This is a genomic window from Streptomyces kunmingensis, assembly GCF_039533535.1.
Classification (GTDB): domain Bacteria; phylum Actinomycetota; class Actinomycetes; order Streptomycetales; family Streptomycetaceae; genus Streptomyces; species Streptomyces kunmingensis.
In genome coordinates, this window is sequence record NZ_BAAATS010000024.1 from 1 (window position 1) to 17,437 (window position 17,437).

Genomic DNA, 17,437 nt, shown 5'->3' on the forward strand with positions numbered 1-17,437 from the left:
GCCACCCGCGCACCCAACGCACCCAGACCACCCGTGATCAGCACCGTCCCCGACGGCGACCAGGCCCCGCCCCCGTCACGGCGACGCGCAGGCACCAGACGCCGCCCAAGTACGGTCCCGCCACGCACCGCCAGCTGATCCTCATCACCAGCACCACCCGCCAGCACCTCCACCAACCGCCCGACAGAATCCTTTGACGGCTGCTCCGGCACATCGACCAGACCACCCCAACGCCCCGGCTCCTCCAACGCCACGACCCGGCCCAGACCCCACACACCCGCACGCACCGGACGCGACACCTCATCACCCGGACCCGTCGACACCGCCCCCGACGTCACCGACCACACACGGCCATCCAGCCCGGCATCACCAAGCGCCTGCACCACCACAGCCGTCGCAGCAACACCGCGACACCCGGCCTCCTCCTGACCCAGGAAAGAGACCACACGAGCAACATCACCGAACTCGCCCAGCCGCACTGCCAGAGCCGCCCGGTCCAGACCGTCCGTCCCCAGCCGCAACCGCTCCACCCGGGCACCCCGCGCCACCAACTCCTCCGCCAGCACACCCGCCCACGCGTCCTCGCCTTCCGCCGGCTCGACGAGCAGCCAGCCACCGGCAACATCAACGGCCCCATCAGCGACAACCGGCTCCCAGACGGCCTCGTAGCGCAGCCTGTCGGACGCCTCCCGCTCATGACGCCGACGCTGCCACGCCGAGAACACCGGCAACGTCTCCCGCAACGGCGCCTCGAGATCCACACCGAACTCCGCCGCGAACACCTCGGCGTCACTGCGCTCCACCGCATCCCAGAACACGGCATCCCCAGCAGCCGAACCCACCACCGGCACCCGCCGCACCCCCGGCCAGAAACGCTCCCGCTGGAAGGCATACGTGGGCAGGTCGACGACAGCGGAGCCGGTCGGCGCGAAGAACGCCGCCCAGTCGACGTGCCCGCCCTCCGCCCACAGGCGGGTCAGTGCGGTGACCGCCGTGTGCGGCTCGGGCTTGTCCCGGCGCAGCAGCGAGACGGCGAACACCTCGTCGTCGCATGCCTCGCCGACGGCGCCGACCAGGCCGGCATCCGGGCCGAGTTCCACCAGGCGTGTGACGCCCAGCGCCTGCGCCCGGGACACGGCGTCGGCGAAACGGACGGTACCGCGCACCTGGTCCACCCAGTACGACGCGGTGAACTCCTCGGTCAGCTCACCGGTCACCGTGGAGATGATCGGGATACGAGGAGTGTGGTACGTCAACTCACCTGCTGCTGCCGCGAATTCGGCCAGCATCGGGTCCATGAGGGCCGAGTGGAAAGCGTGACTGACCTCAAGCCACCGCCCTTGACGGTCCGCGAACTGAGCGGCCACGGCCTCGACCGCCGCACGGGTTCCGGAGAGGACGATCTGCCCCGGGGCGTTGACCGCCGCCACCGACACACCCTCGACCAAGAGCGGAGTCACCTCGTCGAGGGTCGCCCGCACCGCCCACATCGCACCACCCGCGGGCAGCGCCTGCATCAACCCGGCACGCGCACGCACCAGCCGGCAGGCGTCGGCGAGCGACAGCACACCGGACACATGCGCGGCGGCCAGCTCACCGATCGAGTGGCCGACCACGTAATCCGGGCGGACGCCCCACGACTCCACCAGCCGGAACAACGCCACCTCGACCGCGAACAACGCAGGCTGCGCCCACCCCGTCCGCCCGAGAGCCTCCGCGTCCTCGAACATCACCTCACGCAACGGCCGGTCCAACAGTCCCTCGAAGTGCGCACACACCTCGTCCAGGGCGGTGGCGAACACCGGGAACGAAGCCGCCAGCTCCCGGCCCATACCGACCCGTTGACCACCCTGACCGGAGAAGACGAATCCGGTCGGGCCACCCCGGGCCATGACCGGCGACAGGTGCTGAGGGTCATCCAGCCCCGCCCGCAACTCATCGGCATCGGTGCCGAGAACGACCGCCCTGTGCTCCAGTGCGGCCCGCGTCGTCGCCAGCGACAGACCCACGTCCGTCACGTCCAGGCCGTCCACCCCGGCGGCCAGCCGTCGGGCCTGCGCCGCCACACCCTCGGCCGTCTTCGCCGACACCAGCCACGGCACCACCGGAAGTTGCAGCGCCTCCGGCGCCGCTGTGTCCGGACCGACGGCCGGTTCCGGCTCGGCGGCCGGCGGTGCTTCCTCGAGGATGACGTGGGCGTTGGTCCCGCTGACGCCGAACGCGGACACACCCGCCCGCCGTGGCCGCTCACCCGGCGCCCACTCCCGCGACTGCGCCAGCAACTCCACCGAGCCCACCGACCAGTCCACGTGTGAGGACGGCGTCCCGGCGTGCAGTGTCTTCGGCAGGAGTCCGTGGCGCATGGCCAGGACCATCTTCATGACACCCGCGACACCGGCCGCCGCCTGCGTGTGGCCGATGTTCGACTTGACCGAGCCCAGCCACAGCGGCCGGTCCTCGTCGCGTCCCTGGCCGTAGGTGGCGAGGAGTGCCTGCGCCTCGATCGGGTCGCCCAGCTTGGTGCCCGTGCCGTGCGCCTCCACCGCGTCCACGTCCGTCGCCGACAGGCGTGCGCTCGCCAACGCTTCGCGGATTACGCGCTGTTGCGACGGTCCGTTCGGTGCGGTCAGGCCGTTGGAGGCGCCGTCCTGGTTGACGGCCGATCCGCGGACCACCGCGAGGACCTGGTGGCCGTTGCGGCGGGCGTCGGACAGCCGCTCGAGGACCAGGACTCCGACGCCCTCGCCCCAGCCCGTACCGTCGGCGTCGTCCGAGAACGCCTTGCAGCGGCCGTCCCCGGACAGTCCGCCCTGCCGCTCGAACTCGACGAACGCGCCCGGCGTCGACATGATCGCGGCGCCGCCCGTCAGGGCGAGCTCGCACTCCCCGGCCCGCAGCGACTGCGCGGCCAGATGCAGAGCCACCAGCGAGGACGAGCACGCCGTGTCGACGGTCACCGCGGGGCCCTCGAGGCCCAGAGCGTAGGAGACACGGCCGGACAGGACACTGCCCGCGCTGCCGGTCATGATGTAGCCGTCGACGCCGTCGTCGGCGCCCAGCAGAACGTCGTAGCGGGACGGCGAACCGCCCATGAAGACGCCGACCTTCTCGCCCTTGGTGGACATCGGCGCGATGCCGGCCCGCTCGAGGGACTCCCACACGACCTCGAGGAGGAGACGCTGCTGCGGGTCCATGGCGAGGGCCTCGCGCGGCGAGATCCCGAAGAGGGAGGCGTCGAAGTCGGCGACGCCGGACAGGAAGCCGCCCTGGGTGGCGGGGCCGACGCCGGGCAGGTCGAGATCCCAGCCGCGGTCGCGCGGCACGGGGGACAGGGCGTCCACCCCGTCCACGACGAGCCGCCAGAGGTCGTCGGAGGAGCGGACCCCGCCGGGGAACCGGCAGTTCATCGCGATGATCGCGATGGGTTCCCGGGCGGCGTCCTCCACCTCACGGAGCCGCTTGCGGGTCTCGTGAAGATCGGCTGTCGTCCACTTGAGATAGTCGCGAAGCTTGTCCTCGTTCACCGTACGGACCGTCTCCTGTCGGCGTCGCCACAGGAGACGGTAGCTTCGGCTATCGCTCAGGAAGACTTACCGAACTCCCTGTGGATGAATTCGAACAGCTCGTCGTCTGTCGCTGTCTCCAACTTGCGGGTCACAGGCACTTCGTCTTCCGCGGACTGCCTGTCTCCCAGCGCCGACAGTAGGCTGCGCAACCGCGCCTGGACGGCGTCCAGATCGTGATCTGGGGAAAGAGCTGAAATTCCGGCTTCAATCTTGTCCAGCTCCTCAAGTACTGCCTGATCGGGGGAGAGTTGCGCGGTCTCCTCCCCGCCGAGCCCGGTCCGCAGCCTGCCGACGAGGTCGAGCGCCGTCGGATGGTCGAAGACCAGCGTCGCGGGCAGGCTGAGGCGCGTCGCGGCCGTCAGCCGGTCGCGCAGCTCCACCGAGGTCAGGGAGTCGAATCCGAGGTCCTTGAAGGGCCGGGTCACGTCGATGGCGGCTGCTTCGTCGTGGCCCAGGACGGCGGCGACGGCGGACCGCACCAGGTCGAGCATGGCCGCCTCCCGTTCCGCGGCGGGCATGGCGCGCAGCCGTTCGCCGGGGTCCGTGTCCGGCTGCTCCGCCGTGTCGGTGTCGTCGGCGGCGGTGCCGCGGCCGGTCGGCAGTTCGGTGAGCAGGGGGCGGGGGCGCGCCGCGGTGAAGCCGGTCGCGAAGCGCGGCCAGTCGATGTCCGCGACGGTGAGGAGCGTCTCGTCGTGTTCCAGGGCCTGGCGCAGCGCGGCGAGGGCCCGGTCGGGGGCGATGGCGAGGACGCCGCGGCGGCGCAGTTGTTCCTCGGCGGCCGGGTCCGCGGCCATACCGCTGCCGGACCAGGCACCCCAGGCGACCGAGGTGGCGGTGCGGCCGCGTGCCCTGCGGGACTGGGCGAGGGCGTCGAGGGCGGCGTTCGCGGCGGCGTAGGCGGCCTGGCCTCCGCTGCCCCAGACGCCGGCGTTGGAGGAGAAGAGGATGAACGCGTCCAGGTCGGCTTCGTCGAAGAACTCGCCGAGCAGTTGGTCGAGGTGGGTCGCGCCGAGGGTCTTGGCGGCGAGTACGGCGGCGCATTCGGCGAGGCTCATGTCGGAGAGCGGGGTGGCCTGGACGAGTCCGGCCGCGTGCACGACGGTGCGGATGTGGTGGCCGTCGTCGCGCAGTTCGCCCAGGAGTGCGGCGAGCGCGGTGCGGTCCGCGACGTCGCAGGCGGCGATGGTCACCCGGGCGCCAAGGGCGGTCAGTTCGGCGTGCAGGGCGTCGGCGCCGGGTGCGTCGGGGCCGCGGCGGCTGGTGAGGACGAGGTGCTCGGTGCCGGCTTCGGCGAGCCAGCGGGCGACGCGGGCGCCGAGTCCGCCGGTGCCGCCGGTGATGAGCGCGGTGCCCCGGGGCCGCCAGGTGCGGTGTGCCGGGGTGTCGCCGAGGGGTGCGGGCACGAGGCGTCGTACGAAGGCGCCCCGGGGGCGCAGGGCGAGCTGGTCCTCGTCGCCGCTGCCGGCCAGCAGTCTCTGGAGCCGGGTCGTGTCGGGTTCGGTGAGTTCGGCCGGCAGGTCGAGGAGGCCGCCCCATCGGTCGGCGTACTCGAGCGCGATGACCCGGCCCAGACCCCAGATCTGCCGTTGGGCGCTGTCGGTGAGCCGGTCGGTGTCCGTGACGAGTTCGGCGGCGCGGGTCAGCAGCCACAGCGGCGCGCCGCCGTCGGTGCCGGCCAGTGCCTGGGCGAGTTGCAGGGTGGCGGCGACCCCCGCGGGTATCTCCGGGTGTTCCGGGTGCGGGCTCAGGTCGGTACCGAGGAGGGAGAGGATGCCGCTCAGCCGGCCGTCGTGCGGCTGGTGTTCGCGCAGCAGGTCGGTGAGGGAGGCGCGGGTCGCCGTGGCCGGCTCGACGGTCACGGTCCGCAGTTCGGCTCCGGGGGCGGCGGCCAGGGCCCGGCCGACCGTCTCGCACCAGGCCGTGTGGTCGCCCCCCGCGGGGGTGAGCAGCAGCCAGGTGCCGGTCAGGCGTGCGGGCCGCTGCTCGGGGAGCGGGCGCCACACGGCGCGGTAGCGCAGGGCGTCCAGCGCGGCGGCGTCCCGTCGGTCGCGGCGCCAGGCGGACAGCCGGGGCAGCACTTCGTCGAGGGCGGTGGCGCCGACGCCGAGGGTGTCGGCGAGCGTGGTGGCGTCCCTCTGCTCGACGGCCGTCCAGAAGGCGTCGTCGACCGGGTCGGCCGCGGTCCGGTCCAGGGCGGGTGCCGCGGGGCGCGGCCAGTAGCGGCGGTGCTGGAACGCGTACGTCGGCAGTTCCACGCGGGCGGCCGCGGGGCCCGCGGTCACGGTGTTCCAGTCGACGTCCATGCCGGAGACGTACGCCTCGGCGAGCGAGGCGGCGAACCGGCGGGGGCCGCCGTCGTCGCGGCGCAGCGACCCGCCGACGAAGATCCGTCCGGCGCTCGGGGCGCCGTCGCCGAGGTGGTCGACGGTCTCCCGGACGGGGACGGTCAGCACCGGGTGGGGGCTCATCTCCAGGAAGCTACGGTGGCCCTGCCCGGCGAGGGTGCGGACGACGGGGTCGAGCAGCACGGGCCTGCGCAGGTTCTGGAACCAGTAGTCGGCGTCGAGTCCGGCGTCGTCGATCCACTCTCCGGTGACGGTGGACAGCATGGGGATCGTGGGGCGCCGCGGGCGGACCGGCCGCAGCGCGGCGCGGACCTCGTCGGCGATACGGTCGACGTGGGCGCTGTGCGAGGCGTAGTCGACGGGGATGCGCCGGGCCCGGATCGCGTGGTCCTCGCAGTGGGCCAGGAGCCCGTCGAGTGCGTCCACGTCGCCGGAGATCACCACCGAGGCGGGCCCGTTGACGGCGGCGACCGACAGGCGGCCGTCGTATCCGGCGACCAGTTCGGCGGCGGTCTCGGGGGCGAGCATCACGGACACCATGCCGCCGCTGCCGGCGAGTCCGGTCAGGGCGCGGCTGCGCAGGGCGACGACGCGTGCGGCGTCGCTCAGGGAGAGGGCGCCCGCCACGCAGGCGGCGGCGATCTCGCCCTGGGAGTGCCCGATGACGGCGTGCGGGCGGACCCCGCAGGACTGCCAGAGTTCGGCGAGCGAGACCATCACGGCGAACAGCACGGGCTGGACGACGTCGACCCGGTCGTAGCCGGGGGCGCCGGGCGTGCCGTGCAGGACGTCGGTGAGCTTCCAGTCGACGTGTTCGGCGAGCGCCTCCTCGCATGCCGCGAGTTTCGCGGCGAACACCGGGGAGGACGCGGCGAGTTCGGTGGCCATGGTGGCCCATTGGGCGCCCTGTCCGGGGAAGACGAAGACGGTCCTGCCGGGTGAACCGGCCGTCGCGGTGACGACGTGGGCGGCTTCCCGGCCGTCCGCGAGCGCGCTCAGACCGGCCACCAGGTCGTCGTGGACGGTGCCGACGACGGCGGCCCGCCGGTCGAGTGCGGCGCGCGAGGTGACCAGGGCGCGGGCCACATCGGCCGGAGCCGGTGCGTCCGGGGCGGTCACCGTGGCCAGCAGCCGGGTGGCCTGCGCCGCGAGGGCCTGCGGTGTCCTGCCGGACAGGGTCCACAGCACCGCGTCGGAGAACGGGACGGGGCCGGGCTCGGTGCCGGGCTCGGTGTCCGGGTCCGCGGGCTCGGGTTCGGGGGCCTGTTCCAGGATGGCGTGGGCGTTGGTGCCGCTGACGCCGAACGCGGAGACGCCCGCGCGGCGCGGCCGGCCGAGGTCGGGCCAGGCCCGCTGCTCGGTGAGCAGTTGTACGGCGCCCGACTCCCAGTCGACGTGCCGGGTGGGTTCCGCCACGTGCAGGGTCCTGGGCAGGGTGGCGTGCCGCAGTGCCAGGACGGTCTTGATGACTCCGGCGACACCGGCGGCGGCCTGGGTGTGCCCGATGTTGGACTTGACCGAGCCGAGCCACAGCGGCCGGTCGGCGGGCCGGTCCTGGCCGTACGTGGCGAGCAGCGCCTGCGCCTCGATCGGGTCGCCCAGCGTCGTGCCCGTGCCGTGTGCCTCCACGGCGTCGACGTCCTGCGGGGTCAGTCCGGCCACGGCAAGCGCCTGGCGGACGACCCGCTGCTGGGCGGGGCCGCTGGGCGCGCTGAGGCCGTTGGACGCGCCGTCCTGGTTGACGGCGGTGCCGCGGATCACGGCCAGCACGGGGTGGCCGTTGCGGCGGGCGTCGGAGAGGCGTTCCACCATGACGACGCCGGCGCCCTCGCCCCAGCCGGTGCCGTCGGCGTCGTCGGAGAACGCCTTGCAGCGGCCGTCCGGTGACAGTGCGCGCTGCCGGCTGAACTCGACGAAGGCGCCCGGGGTGCTCATCACGGACGCGCCGGCGACGAGTGCGGCGGTGCATTCTCCGGCGCGCAGCGCCTGGCAGGCCAGGTGCAGGGCGACCAGGGACGCGGAGCACGCGGTGTCCACGGTCATGGCGGGACCTTCGAGCCCGAACGTGTAGGAGATCCGGCCCGAGAACACGCTGGCGGAGCTGCCGGTGGCGATGTAACCGGCGACGTTCTCCCGGGAGTTGTGCAGGGCCACGGGGTAGTCCTGGCCGTTGGTCCCCGCGAACACGCCGATGCGGCTGCCGCGTACCGAGCGCGGATCGATGCCGGCACGTTCCAGCGCCTCCCAGGAGCACTCGAGGAGGAGTCGCTGCTGCGGGTCCATGGCGAGGGCCTCGCGCGGGTTGATGCCGAACAGGTCGGCGTCGAAGTCCGCGACACCGTGCAGGAAACCGCCCTCGCGTGCGTACGAGGTGCCTTCGTGGGCGGGGTCGGGGTGGTAAAGGGAAGCGGTGTCCCAGCCGCGGTCCTCGGGGAACGGGCCCATGGCGTCCGCCCCGTCGGTCAGCAGCCGCCACAGCTCCTCGGGCGTCCGGATGCCGCCGGAGAACCGGCAGCTCATGCCGACCACGGCGATCGGTTCGTCGTCGTCCCGCGCCGGGACCGGCACCACGGCGGCCGGGTCCCCGGGCCGGGTGCCGGACAGGGTGGCGAGCAGATGGCGGGTGAGCGCATCGGCGTTGGGGTGGTCGTAGACCAGGGTGGCCGGCAGGACGAGGCCGGTGAGCGCGGCGAGCCTGCGGCGCAGGTCGAGGGCGAGCAGCGAGTCGAAGCCGAGCGCGGCGAACGCGGCCTCCGGTTCGACGGCCGCGGCGCTCTCGTGGCCGAGGACCTCGGCGGCCTGGGCGCGCACGGCGTCCAGGAGCGCGGCGTGCCGCGCCTGTTCGGGCAGGGCGAGCACCTCGCGTCGCAGGGTGGGTTCCGGGCGCTGGGCGTCGGGGGCGCCCCCCGGTGCTGCCAGCTCCGCGAGCAGCCCGCCGGGCCACCCGGCGGCCGACAGGTCCCAGTCGACGTCGGCGATCACCTGGGTGGGCGCGTCACCGGTCAGGGTGCGCTCCAGCGCTGTCAGTGCCGTGGCGGCGTCCATCGGGATCAGCCCGGTGTGCCGCATCCGTTCCGCGAGGCCGTCCTCGGCGGCCATGCCGTCACCGGCCCAGGGCCCCCATGCGACGGACAGCGCAGGCCGTCCGGCGGCCCGCCGCCGCGCGGCGAGCGCGTCCAGGTAGGCGTTGGCGGCCGCGTATCCCGCCTGGCCGACGGCGCCCAGGGTGCCCGACAGCGAGGAGAACAGCACGAACGCGTTCAGGGGCCGGTCGCCGAGCAGTTCGTCCAGATGCGCGGCGGCCGTCGCCTTCGCCGCCCAGACGTCCCCGAGCTGCCGCCGGGTCATCGTGTGCAGCAGCCCGTCGTCAGTCACACCGGCGGCGTGCACGACCGCGTCGATGCGGACGCCGTCGGCGTCGAGTCCGCCGATCAGCGCGGCGAGCGCGGCCCGGTCGGCGACGTCGCAGGCGGCAAGGGTGACGCGGGTCCCGGCGGCGGTCAGCTCCTCGCGCAGTTCGGCGGCGCCGGGCGCGTCCGGTCCGCGGCGTCCGATCAGGACGAGGTGTCCGGCACCCTGCCCGGCGAGCCTGCGGGCGACGTGGGCGCCCAGCGCCCCGGTGCCGCCGGTGATCAGTACGGTGCCGCCGAACGGCGCTTCGCCGGCCGCGCCGGTGGGCGGGGCGGCACGCTCCAGGCGCCGGACGGACAGACCGGTGGAGCGGATCGCGAGCTCGTTGTCCATGGTGCCGCCGCCGTCCGCGGACAGCAGTCCGGTCAGCCGCTCGATGTCCCGCGCGGCCGGCCGCGGCGGCAGGTCGACCAGTCCGCCCCAGCGGTCCGGGTGTTCCAGCGCGGCGACCCGGCCGAGGCCCCAGACGGCCGCCAGCTCGGGATCCGGCGCCGCGTCCGTGACACCGGTGGTGACGGCGCCGCTGGTGACGCACCACAGCGGTGCCGTGACCGCGGCCTCGCCGAGCGCGCGCACGACGTCCGCGAGCCAGCCGGCCGCGCCCGGGCCGGGCCCGGCCGTCCGTGCCGGCAGGCAGATGACGCCCGCGATGCTGGTGTACCCGGCGAGCGGCTCCGCGTGGTCCGTGTCCGGGGCGAGGACGACGGATTCGGGGTGCGCGCCGTGGTCGCGCAGCTCCTCGGCGAGCGCTTCGGCGACGGGGTCGCCGGTCCCGGCCGTCAACAGCAGCCAGCGTCCGGTGGGCGAGCCGTGCCGGTCGGCGCTCCGCCGCCAGGTGACCTGGTAGTTCCAGCCGTCCCCCGTCACGGGGGATCCCGCGCCGAGCCAGTAACGCCGTCGCTGGAAGGCGTACGTGGGAAGGGCGGTGGTCCGCGCGCCCGCCGGGGCGAAGAACGCCGCCCAGTCCACCTCGGCACCGGCCGCCCACAGATGGGCCAGGGCGGCGACCGCGGTGACCGGTTCCGGCTGGTCCCGGCGCAGGAGCGATGCCGTCAGTGCCGCGTCCTCGTACGTCTCGTCGATCGCGCCGACGAGAGTGGAGTCCGGGCCCAGCTCCAGGAACCGGGTCACACCGAGGGACTTCAGCGCCGTGATCGCGTCGGCGAAACGGACCGTGCCACGCACCTGGTCCACCCAGTACGACGCGGTGAAGTCGGTGACCGGCTCCCCCGTGAGCGTGGAGACGATCGGGATGCGGGGTGTGCCGTACGTCAACTCGCCCGCCGCCGACGCGAACTCAGCCAGCATCGGGTCCATGAGCGCCGAGTGGAAAGCGTGACTGACCTCAAGCCAGCGGCCCTGACGGTCGGCGAACTGAGCGGCCACCGTCTCGACGGCTGCACGGGTACCGGACAGGACGACCTGTCCGGGGGCATTCACCGCCGCCACCGACACACCCTCCACCAGCAGCGGAGTCACCTCATCGAGGGTCGCCCGCACCGCCCACATCACACCACCCGCAGGCAACGCCTGCATCAACCCGGCACGCGCAGCGACCAGTTGGCATGCGTCTTCCAGGGACAGCACACCGGACACATGCGCGGCGGCCAGCTCACCCACCGAATGCCCGACCAGATAATCCGGCCTGACACCCCACGACTCCACCAGCCGGAACAACGCCACCTCGACCGCGAACAACGCAGGCTGCGCCCACCCCGTCCGCCCGAGAGCCTCCGCGTCCTCGCGGATCACCTCACGCAACGGCCGGTCCAGCAGTCCGTCGAAATGCGCGCACACCTCGTCCAGAGCCGTCGCGAACACCGGGAACGCGTCCGCCAACTCACGTCCCATGCGCAGGCGTTGACCGCCCTGACCGGAGAAGACGAAGCCGGTCAGGCCGCTGCGGACCAGCCCGGGAACCGGCTGCTCGCTCAGCCCCGCCCGCAGTTCATCGGTGTCGGCGCCGAGGACGACGGCGCGGTGTCCGAGGGCGGCACGGGTGGTGGCCAGCGACAGACCCACGTCCGCCGCGTCCAGGCCCTGCGTCCCGGCGGCCAGCCGTCCGGCCTGCGCCGCGACCGCCTCGCGCGAAGCGGCCGAGACCAGCCATGGCACCACCGGGAGACGGTGGGCGTCCGGGGTGGCGGGCTCCGTCCGGGCGGGGGCCTCTTCGATGATGACGTGCGCGTTCGTGCCGCTGATGCCGAAGGCGGAGACGCCCGCCCGGCGCGGGCGTTCGCCGCGCGGCCACTCCCGGGCCTGCGACAGCAGCTCCACCGCGCCCGAGGCCCAGTCCACGTGCGAGGACGGCGTGTCGGCGTACAGCGTCCTGGGGAGTTCGGCGTGGCGCAGGGCGAGCACCATCTTCATGACACCCGCGACACCGGCGGCGGCCTGCGTGTGCCCGATGTTGGACTTGACCGAGCCGAGCCACAGCGGCCGGTCGGCGGGCCGGTCCCGGCCGTACGTGGCGAGCAGCGCCTGCGCCTCGATCGGGTCGCCGAGTGTCGTGCCCGTGCCGTGGGCCTCGACGACGTCCACCTCGGCCGCCTCGACACCTGCGTTGGCCAGCGCCTGCCGGATGACGCGCTGCTGGGCGGGGCCGCTGGGTGCGCTGAGGCCGTTGGAGGCGCCGTCCTGATTGGTGGCCGTGCCGCGCACCACGGCCAGCACCTGGTGGCCGTTGCGGCGGGCGTCGGAGAGCCGTTCCAGTACGAGGACACCGGCGCCCTCGCCCCAGCCCGTGCCGTCCGCGTCGTCGGAGAACGCCTTGCAGCGGCCATCGGCGGCCAGGCCGCCCTGGCGGCTGAACTCCGTGAAGCTGTCGGGAGTGACCAGCACGGCCACACCGCCGGCGAGCGCCATCGTGGACTCGCCCGAGCGCAGCGACTGGGCCGCCCAGTGCAGCGCGACCAGCGAGGAGGAGCACGCCGTGTCGAGGGTCACCGCGGGGCCCTCCAGGCCGAGCGTGTACGCGACCCGGCCGGACACGACGCTGGTGGCGTTGCCGACGAGGAGGTGCCCCTTGACCTCTTCGGGGACGGTCCGGAGGCCGCTCCCGTAACCCATGCTGTTGCAGCCGATGAAGACGCCGGTACGGCTGCCGCGCACCGAGGCCGGGTCGATCCCGGCGTGCTCGAACGCTTCCCAGGCTGTTTCGAGCAGCAGACGTTGCTGCGGGTCGGTGGCGAGTGCCTCGCGCGGGCTCATCCCGAAGAAGCCCGCGTCGAAGTCGATCGCGTCGTACACGAAACCGCCTTCGCCGACCCCGTCGACGACGGCCGGCCAGCCGCGGTCGGAAGGCAGCGGCGACAGGGCGTCGGTGCCGTCGGCGAGCAGGGCCCAGAAGTCCTCGGGCGAGCGGACCTCCCCGGGGTAGCGGCAGCCCATGCCGACGATGGCGATCGGTTCGTCGTCGGCCGCGCCGCCGCGCGGCGCCACCGTGTCCTGCCCGGCGCTCACACCACCGAGTTCGGCGTGCAGGAAGTCGGCGAGCAGCCGGGGCCTGGCGTGGTCGAAGACCAGGGTGGCGGGCAGCCGCAGTCCGGTCGCGGCGTTCAGCCGGTTGCGCAGTTCGAGGGCGGTCAGCGAGTCGAAGCCGAGGTCGCGGAAAGCACGTTCCTCCTCGATGGCGGCGCTGTCGGCGTGGCCGAGGACCGCGGCGGCGTGCGCGCGGACCAGTCCGAGGAGTTCGTGCCGCTGTTCCGCCGGTGTCCGTCCGGCCAGCCGGTGGCGCAGCGCCTCTTCGGCCTGCCCGTCGTCCGGTTCACCGGCTCCCGACACGCCGATGGCCTCGGGCAGTTCGTCGAGGAGCGGGCGGGGCCTGGCCGCCGTGAACGAGGGGGCGAACCGCTCCCAGTCCATGTCGGCGACGACCGGGGCTGTCTCGTCGCGTTCCACGGCGGCGCGCAGCGCGGCGAGGGCGGCGGCGGGCGGCATCGGCCGGATGCCGCGGGCGCCGAGGTGGCGTGCCATGCCGGTATCGGCCGCCATGCCCGCGCCGCCCCAGGCGCCCCACGCCACCGAGGTGGCGGTCAGGCCACGGGAGCGGCGGTCGTGAGCCAGCGCGTCCAGGCAGGCGTTGGCCGCCGCGTAAGCGGACTGTCCGCCGCTGCCCCAGACACCGGCGCTGGAGGAGAACAGCACGAACGCGTCCAGTTGCCGGCCGCCGAGATGCCCTTCGAGGAGTTCGTCGAGGTGAGCGGCGCCGAGCGTCTTCGCGCTCAGCACGTCCGCGAGTCCGTCGAGGTCGTGCTCGTCGAGCGGCGCGAACTCGCCGACGCCCGCGGCGTGCACGACGGCCGTCAGCGGGTGCTCCGCGGGCACCAGAGCGAGTACCTCGGCGAGGGCGGCACGGTCGGCGACATCGCAGGCGGCGACGGTGACGCCCACGCCCTGCGCGGTCAGCTCGTCGCGCAGTTCCGCCGCTCCGGGTGCCTCGGCGCCGCGCCGGCCGGTCAGCAGGAGGTGCTCGATGCCCTCGGCCGCGAGCCACCGCGCGAGTTCCGCGCCGATCCCGCCGGTGCCGCCGGTGATCAGCGCGGTGCCGTGCGGCTGCCAGCGGCGGACCCGGGGGCCGCCCTGGCCGGCGTGCGCGAGCCTGCGCACGAACGTGCCGGACGCACGCAGCGCGATCTGGTCCTCGCCGCCGTCGGCCAGCGCGGCGGCGAGCCGCTGGGCGCCGCGCGCGTCGAGGAGTTCGGGCAGGTCGATCAGGCCGCCCCAGCGGTCCGGATGCTCGAGACCGACGACCCGGCCGAGCCCCCAGACCGCGGCCTGGGGCACGCTGCGCGCGGGATCCGACGGCCCGATGCCGACCGCGCCCCGGGTGGCGAGCCACACCGGCGCCTCGACGGCCGCGTCACCGAGCGCCTGCACCAGCGCGACGGTGGCCGCGAGCCCGGACGGCACGGCGGGCCGCTCGGGGTGCGGCCGCTCGTCGAGCGCGGCGAGCGACAGCACTCCGGACGGCTGCGGTACGAGGTTCCGCAGGCGTTCGGCGATCGTCCGCCGGTCGCTCGAGTCGTCCGTCAGGACCAGGGTGCGCACGTCCGCGCCATGGGCACGTACGGCATCGGCGACCGCGGCGGCACGCCCGCCGTCCGCCTCGCACGCGGGCAGGACGAGCAGCCAGGTCCCGGTCAGCTCGGGCCGCACGCCGTCGTGGCCCCGGGGGCGCCACTTCACCTCGTAGCGCCAGGCGTCGGCGGTGTCCTGCTCGCGCCGCTTGCGCCGCCAGTCGGCCAGTGCGGGCAGCAGCGGGTCGAGCACGGCGGTTTCCGTGCCCAGTGTCCCGGCGAGCGCGTCCACGTCGGCCCGCTCCACCGCGGCCCAGAATTCATCGTCGGAGGCGCGGGCGGTGTCCTGCGGCCCGGAGCTCAACTCCGGCCAATAGCCCTGGCGTTGGAAGGCGTAGGTGGGCAGGTCGACGGTGGCCGGGCGCGGGTCGGGGAAGGCCGCCGTCCAGTCGACGTCGACGCCGCGCACCCACAACTCGGCCGCCCCGGCATGGAAACGGTCCAGACCGCCGTCGTCGCGGCGGAGCGAACCGGTGACGATGCCCTCGTCGGCCAGGTCCTGCACGGCGGCCGTCAGCACGGGGTGGGAGGAGACCTCGACAAACACGCCGTGACCGTCGGCCGCCAACTTCTCGACCGCCTCGGCGAACCGGACCCGCGAACGCAGGTTCGTGAACCAATAGCCGCCATCCATCACCGTGCCGTCGACGAACTCACCCGTCACCGTCGACAGCAGCGGGATCTCGCCGCTACGGGGCGCGATCCTCGCCAGCGCCTGAGCCAGGTCGGACCGCAACACCTCCATCGACGCGGAGTGCGAGGCGTAGTCGACGGCGATCCGCCGCGCCCGCAACCCCAACTCCTGGCAGCCGACGACCACTTCCTCGACCGCGTCGACCTCACCGGAGATGACCACCTGGGACGGACCGTTCACCGCCGCGACCGACACACGCTCACCCCACGGAGCGAGGATCTCCTCCACCCGGGCCACACCGGCCCCGACCGAGGCCATCGTGCCCGCCCCACTCGCCAACTCCGCAATCGCCTTACTCCGCAGGCAGACCACCCGCAGCGCATCCTCCAGCGTGAGAATCCCCGCGACATACGCGGCGGCGATCTCACCCTGGGAGTGGCCCAGCACCGCGGCCGGTTCAATCCCGTACGAACGCCACAGCGCCGCCAGCGACACCATCACCACGAACGACGCGGGCTGCACCACATCAACCCGCTCCAACGACGGCGCCCCACCGGCACCCCGTAGAACATCCGTGACGGACCAGTCCACCAGGCCCGCCATCGCCGCCTCACACTCCGCGACCACACCCGCGAACACCGCTGACTCGTCCAGGAGTTGAGCACCCATCGCAGTCCACTGCGCCCCCTGACCGGGGAACACGAACACCGGCCGGCCCACCGGAGCCACCGTCCCGGACACCACGTGTGCCGACGGCTCACCGTTCGACAACGCACCCAGCGCCGCACCGTACGAACCCGTCACCACCGCCCGATGCTCCAGCCGCGCCCGCGTCGTCGCCAACGACCAGCCGACGCCCACCGGATCGCAGTCACCCAGCGCCGCCAGTGCCGCCGCCTGCCCCCGCAACCCCGCCGCACTCCGCGCCGACACCAACCACGGCACGGCAGAAGGCGCCTCCACCGCGACTGGCTCAGCTACAAAACCCGGCTCCGGCTCCGGCTCCGATTCCGGTTCCGGTGCCTCCTCCAAAATCACGTGGACGTTCGTCCCGCTCATCCCGAACGCCGACACACCCGCACGCCGCGGCCGCTCGCCGCGCGGCCACTCCCGCGCCTCGGCCAGCAACTCCACCGCACCGTCCGCCCAGTCCACATGCGACGTCGGCGTGCCCAGGTGCAGCGACTTCGGCATCACACCGTGCCGCATCGCCAGGACCATCTTCATCACGCCCGCCGCGCCCGCGGCGCCCTGCGCGTGCCCGATGTTCGACTTGATCGAACCGAGCCACAGGGGCCGGCCGGCCGGGCGGTCCTGGCCGTAGGTGGCGAGCAGGGCCTGCGCCTCGATCGGGTCGCCGAGCGTCGTGCCGGTGCCGTGCGCCTCCACCACGTCCACATCCGCGGGCGTCAGAGCGGCGTTGGCGAGGGCATGGCGGATGACGCGCTGCTGAGCCGGGCCGCTCGGTGCGGTCAGGCCGTTGGAGGCGCCGTCCTGGTTCACGGCGGAGCCGCGGACGACCGCGAGCACGCGGTGGCCGTTGCGTCGTGCGTCCGAGAGGCGTTCGACCAGGAGGAGCCCGACGCCCTCGCTCCACGCCGTACCGTCGGCGTCGTCGGCGAACGGCTTGCAGCGGCCGTCGGGGGCGAGGCCGCGCTGGCGGCTGAACTCGCGGAACGTGGAAGGGCTGGTCATCAGCTGGGCGCCGCCGGCCAGGGCCAGGGAGCACTCGCCGGACCGCAGCGCCTGCACGGCGAGATGCAGGGCGGTCAGCGAGGTGGAACAGGCGGTGTCGACGGTGACCGCCGGGCCTTCGAGGCCCAGGACGTAGGCGATGCGGCCGGAGGCGACGCTGGTGGCGGTGCCGGTGGCGAGATAGCCCTCGGTGTCGATGCCGCTCTGGTGGACGAACGGGCCGTAGTCCTGGCCGGTGGCCCCGGTGAAGACCCCGGTGGCGGTGGATCGCAGGGAGGCCGGGGAGATCCGGGCGTGCTCGAGGGTCTCCCAGGCGACCTCGAGCAGCAGCCGCTGCTGGGGATCCATCGCGAGGGCCTCACGCGGGCTGATGCCGAAGAAGCCCGCGTCGAAGCGGTCGGCGTCGTGCAGGAAGCCGCCCTCGCTGACATAGGTGGTGCCGCGCCGGTCTGGGTCGGGGTCGACGAGGGAGTCGAGTTCCCAGCCGGGCCGGTCGGGGAAGGGCGAGATGGCGTCCTCGCCGTCGGCCAGCAACTGCCACAGCCGGTCGGGGCCGTCGACGCCGCCGGGCAGCCGGCAGCCCATACCCACGATCGCGATGGGCTCGCGCGCGACCTGCTCCAGGCGCTGGTTGCGCTGCTTCAGCCGCTCGTTGTCGCGCAGCGCGGCGCGCAGTGCGTCGACGATCTTGTCGGAAGGTGCGCTCAT

The 17,437-nt window shown here is 73.8% G+C and carries 2 protein-coding genes; both read right to left on the bottom strand.

What is annotated here, in order from left to right:
• The coding region (locus tag ABD366_RS27930; RefSeq protein ID WP_425576977.1) for a type I polyketide synthase at positions 1-3,584 on the bottom strand (3,584 nt) is incomplete at its 3' end.
• Complete coding sequence (locus tag ABD366_RS27935) at positions 3,581-17,437, bottom strand: type I polyketide synthase (protein WP_344442676.1); 13,857 nt, start codon at positions 17,435-17,437, stop codon at positions 3,581-3,583. The genes ABD366_RS27935 and ABD366_RS27930, both read right to left, overlap by 4 nt.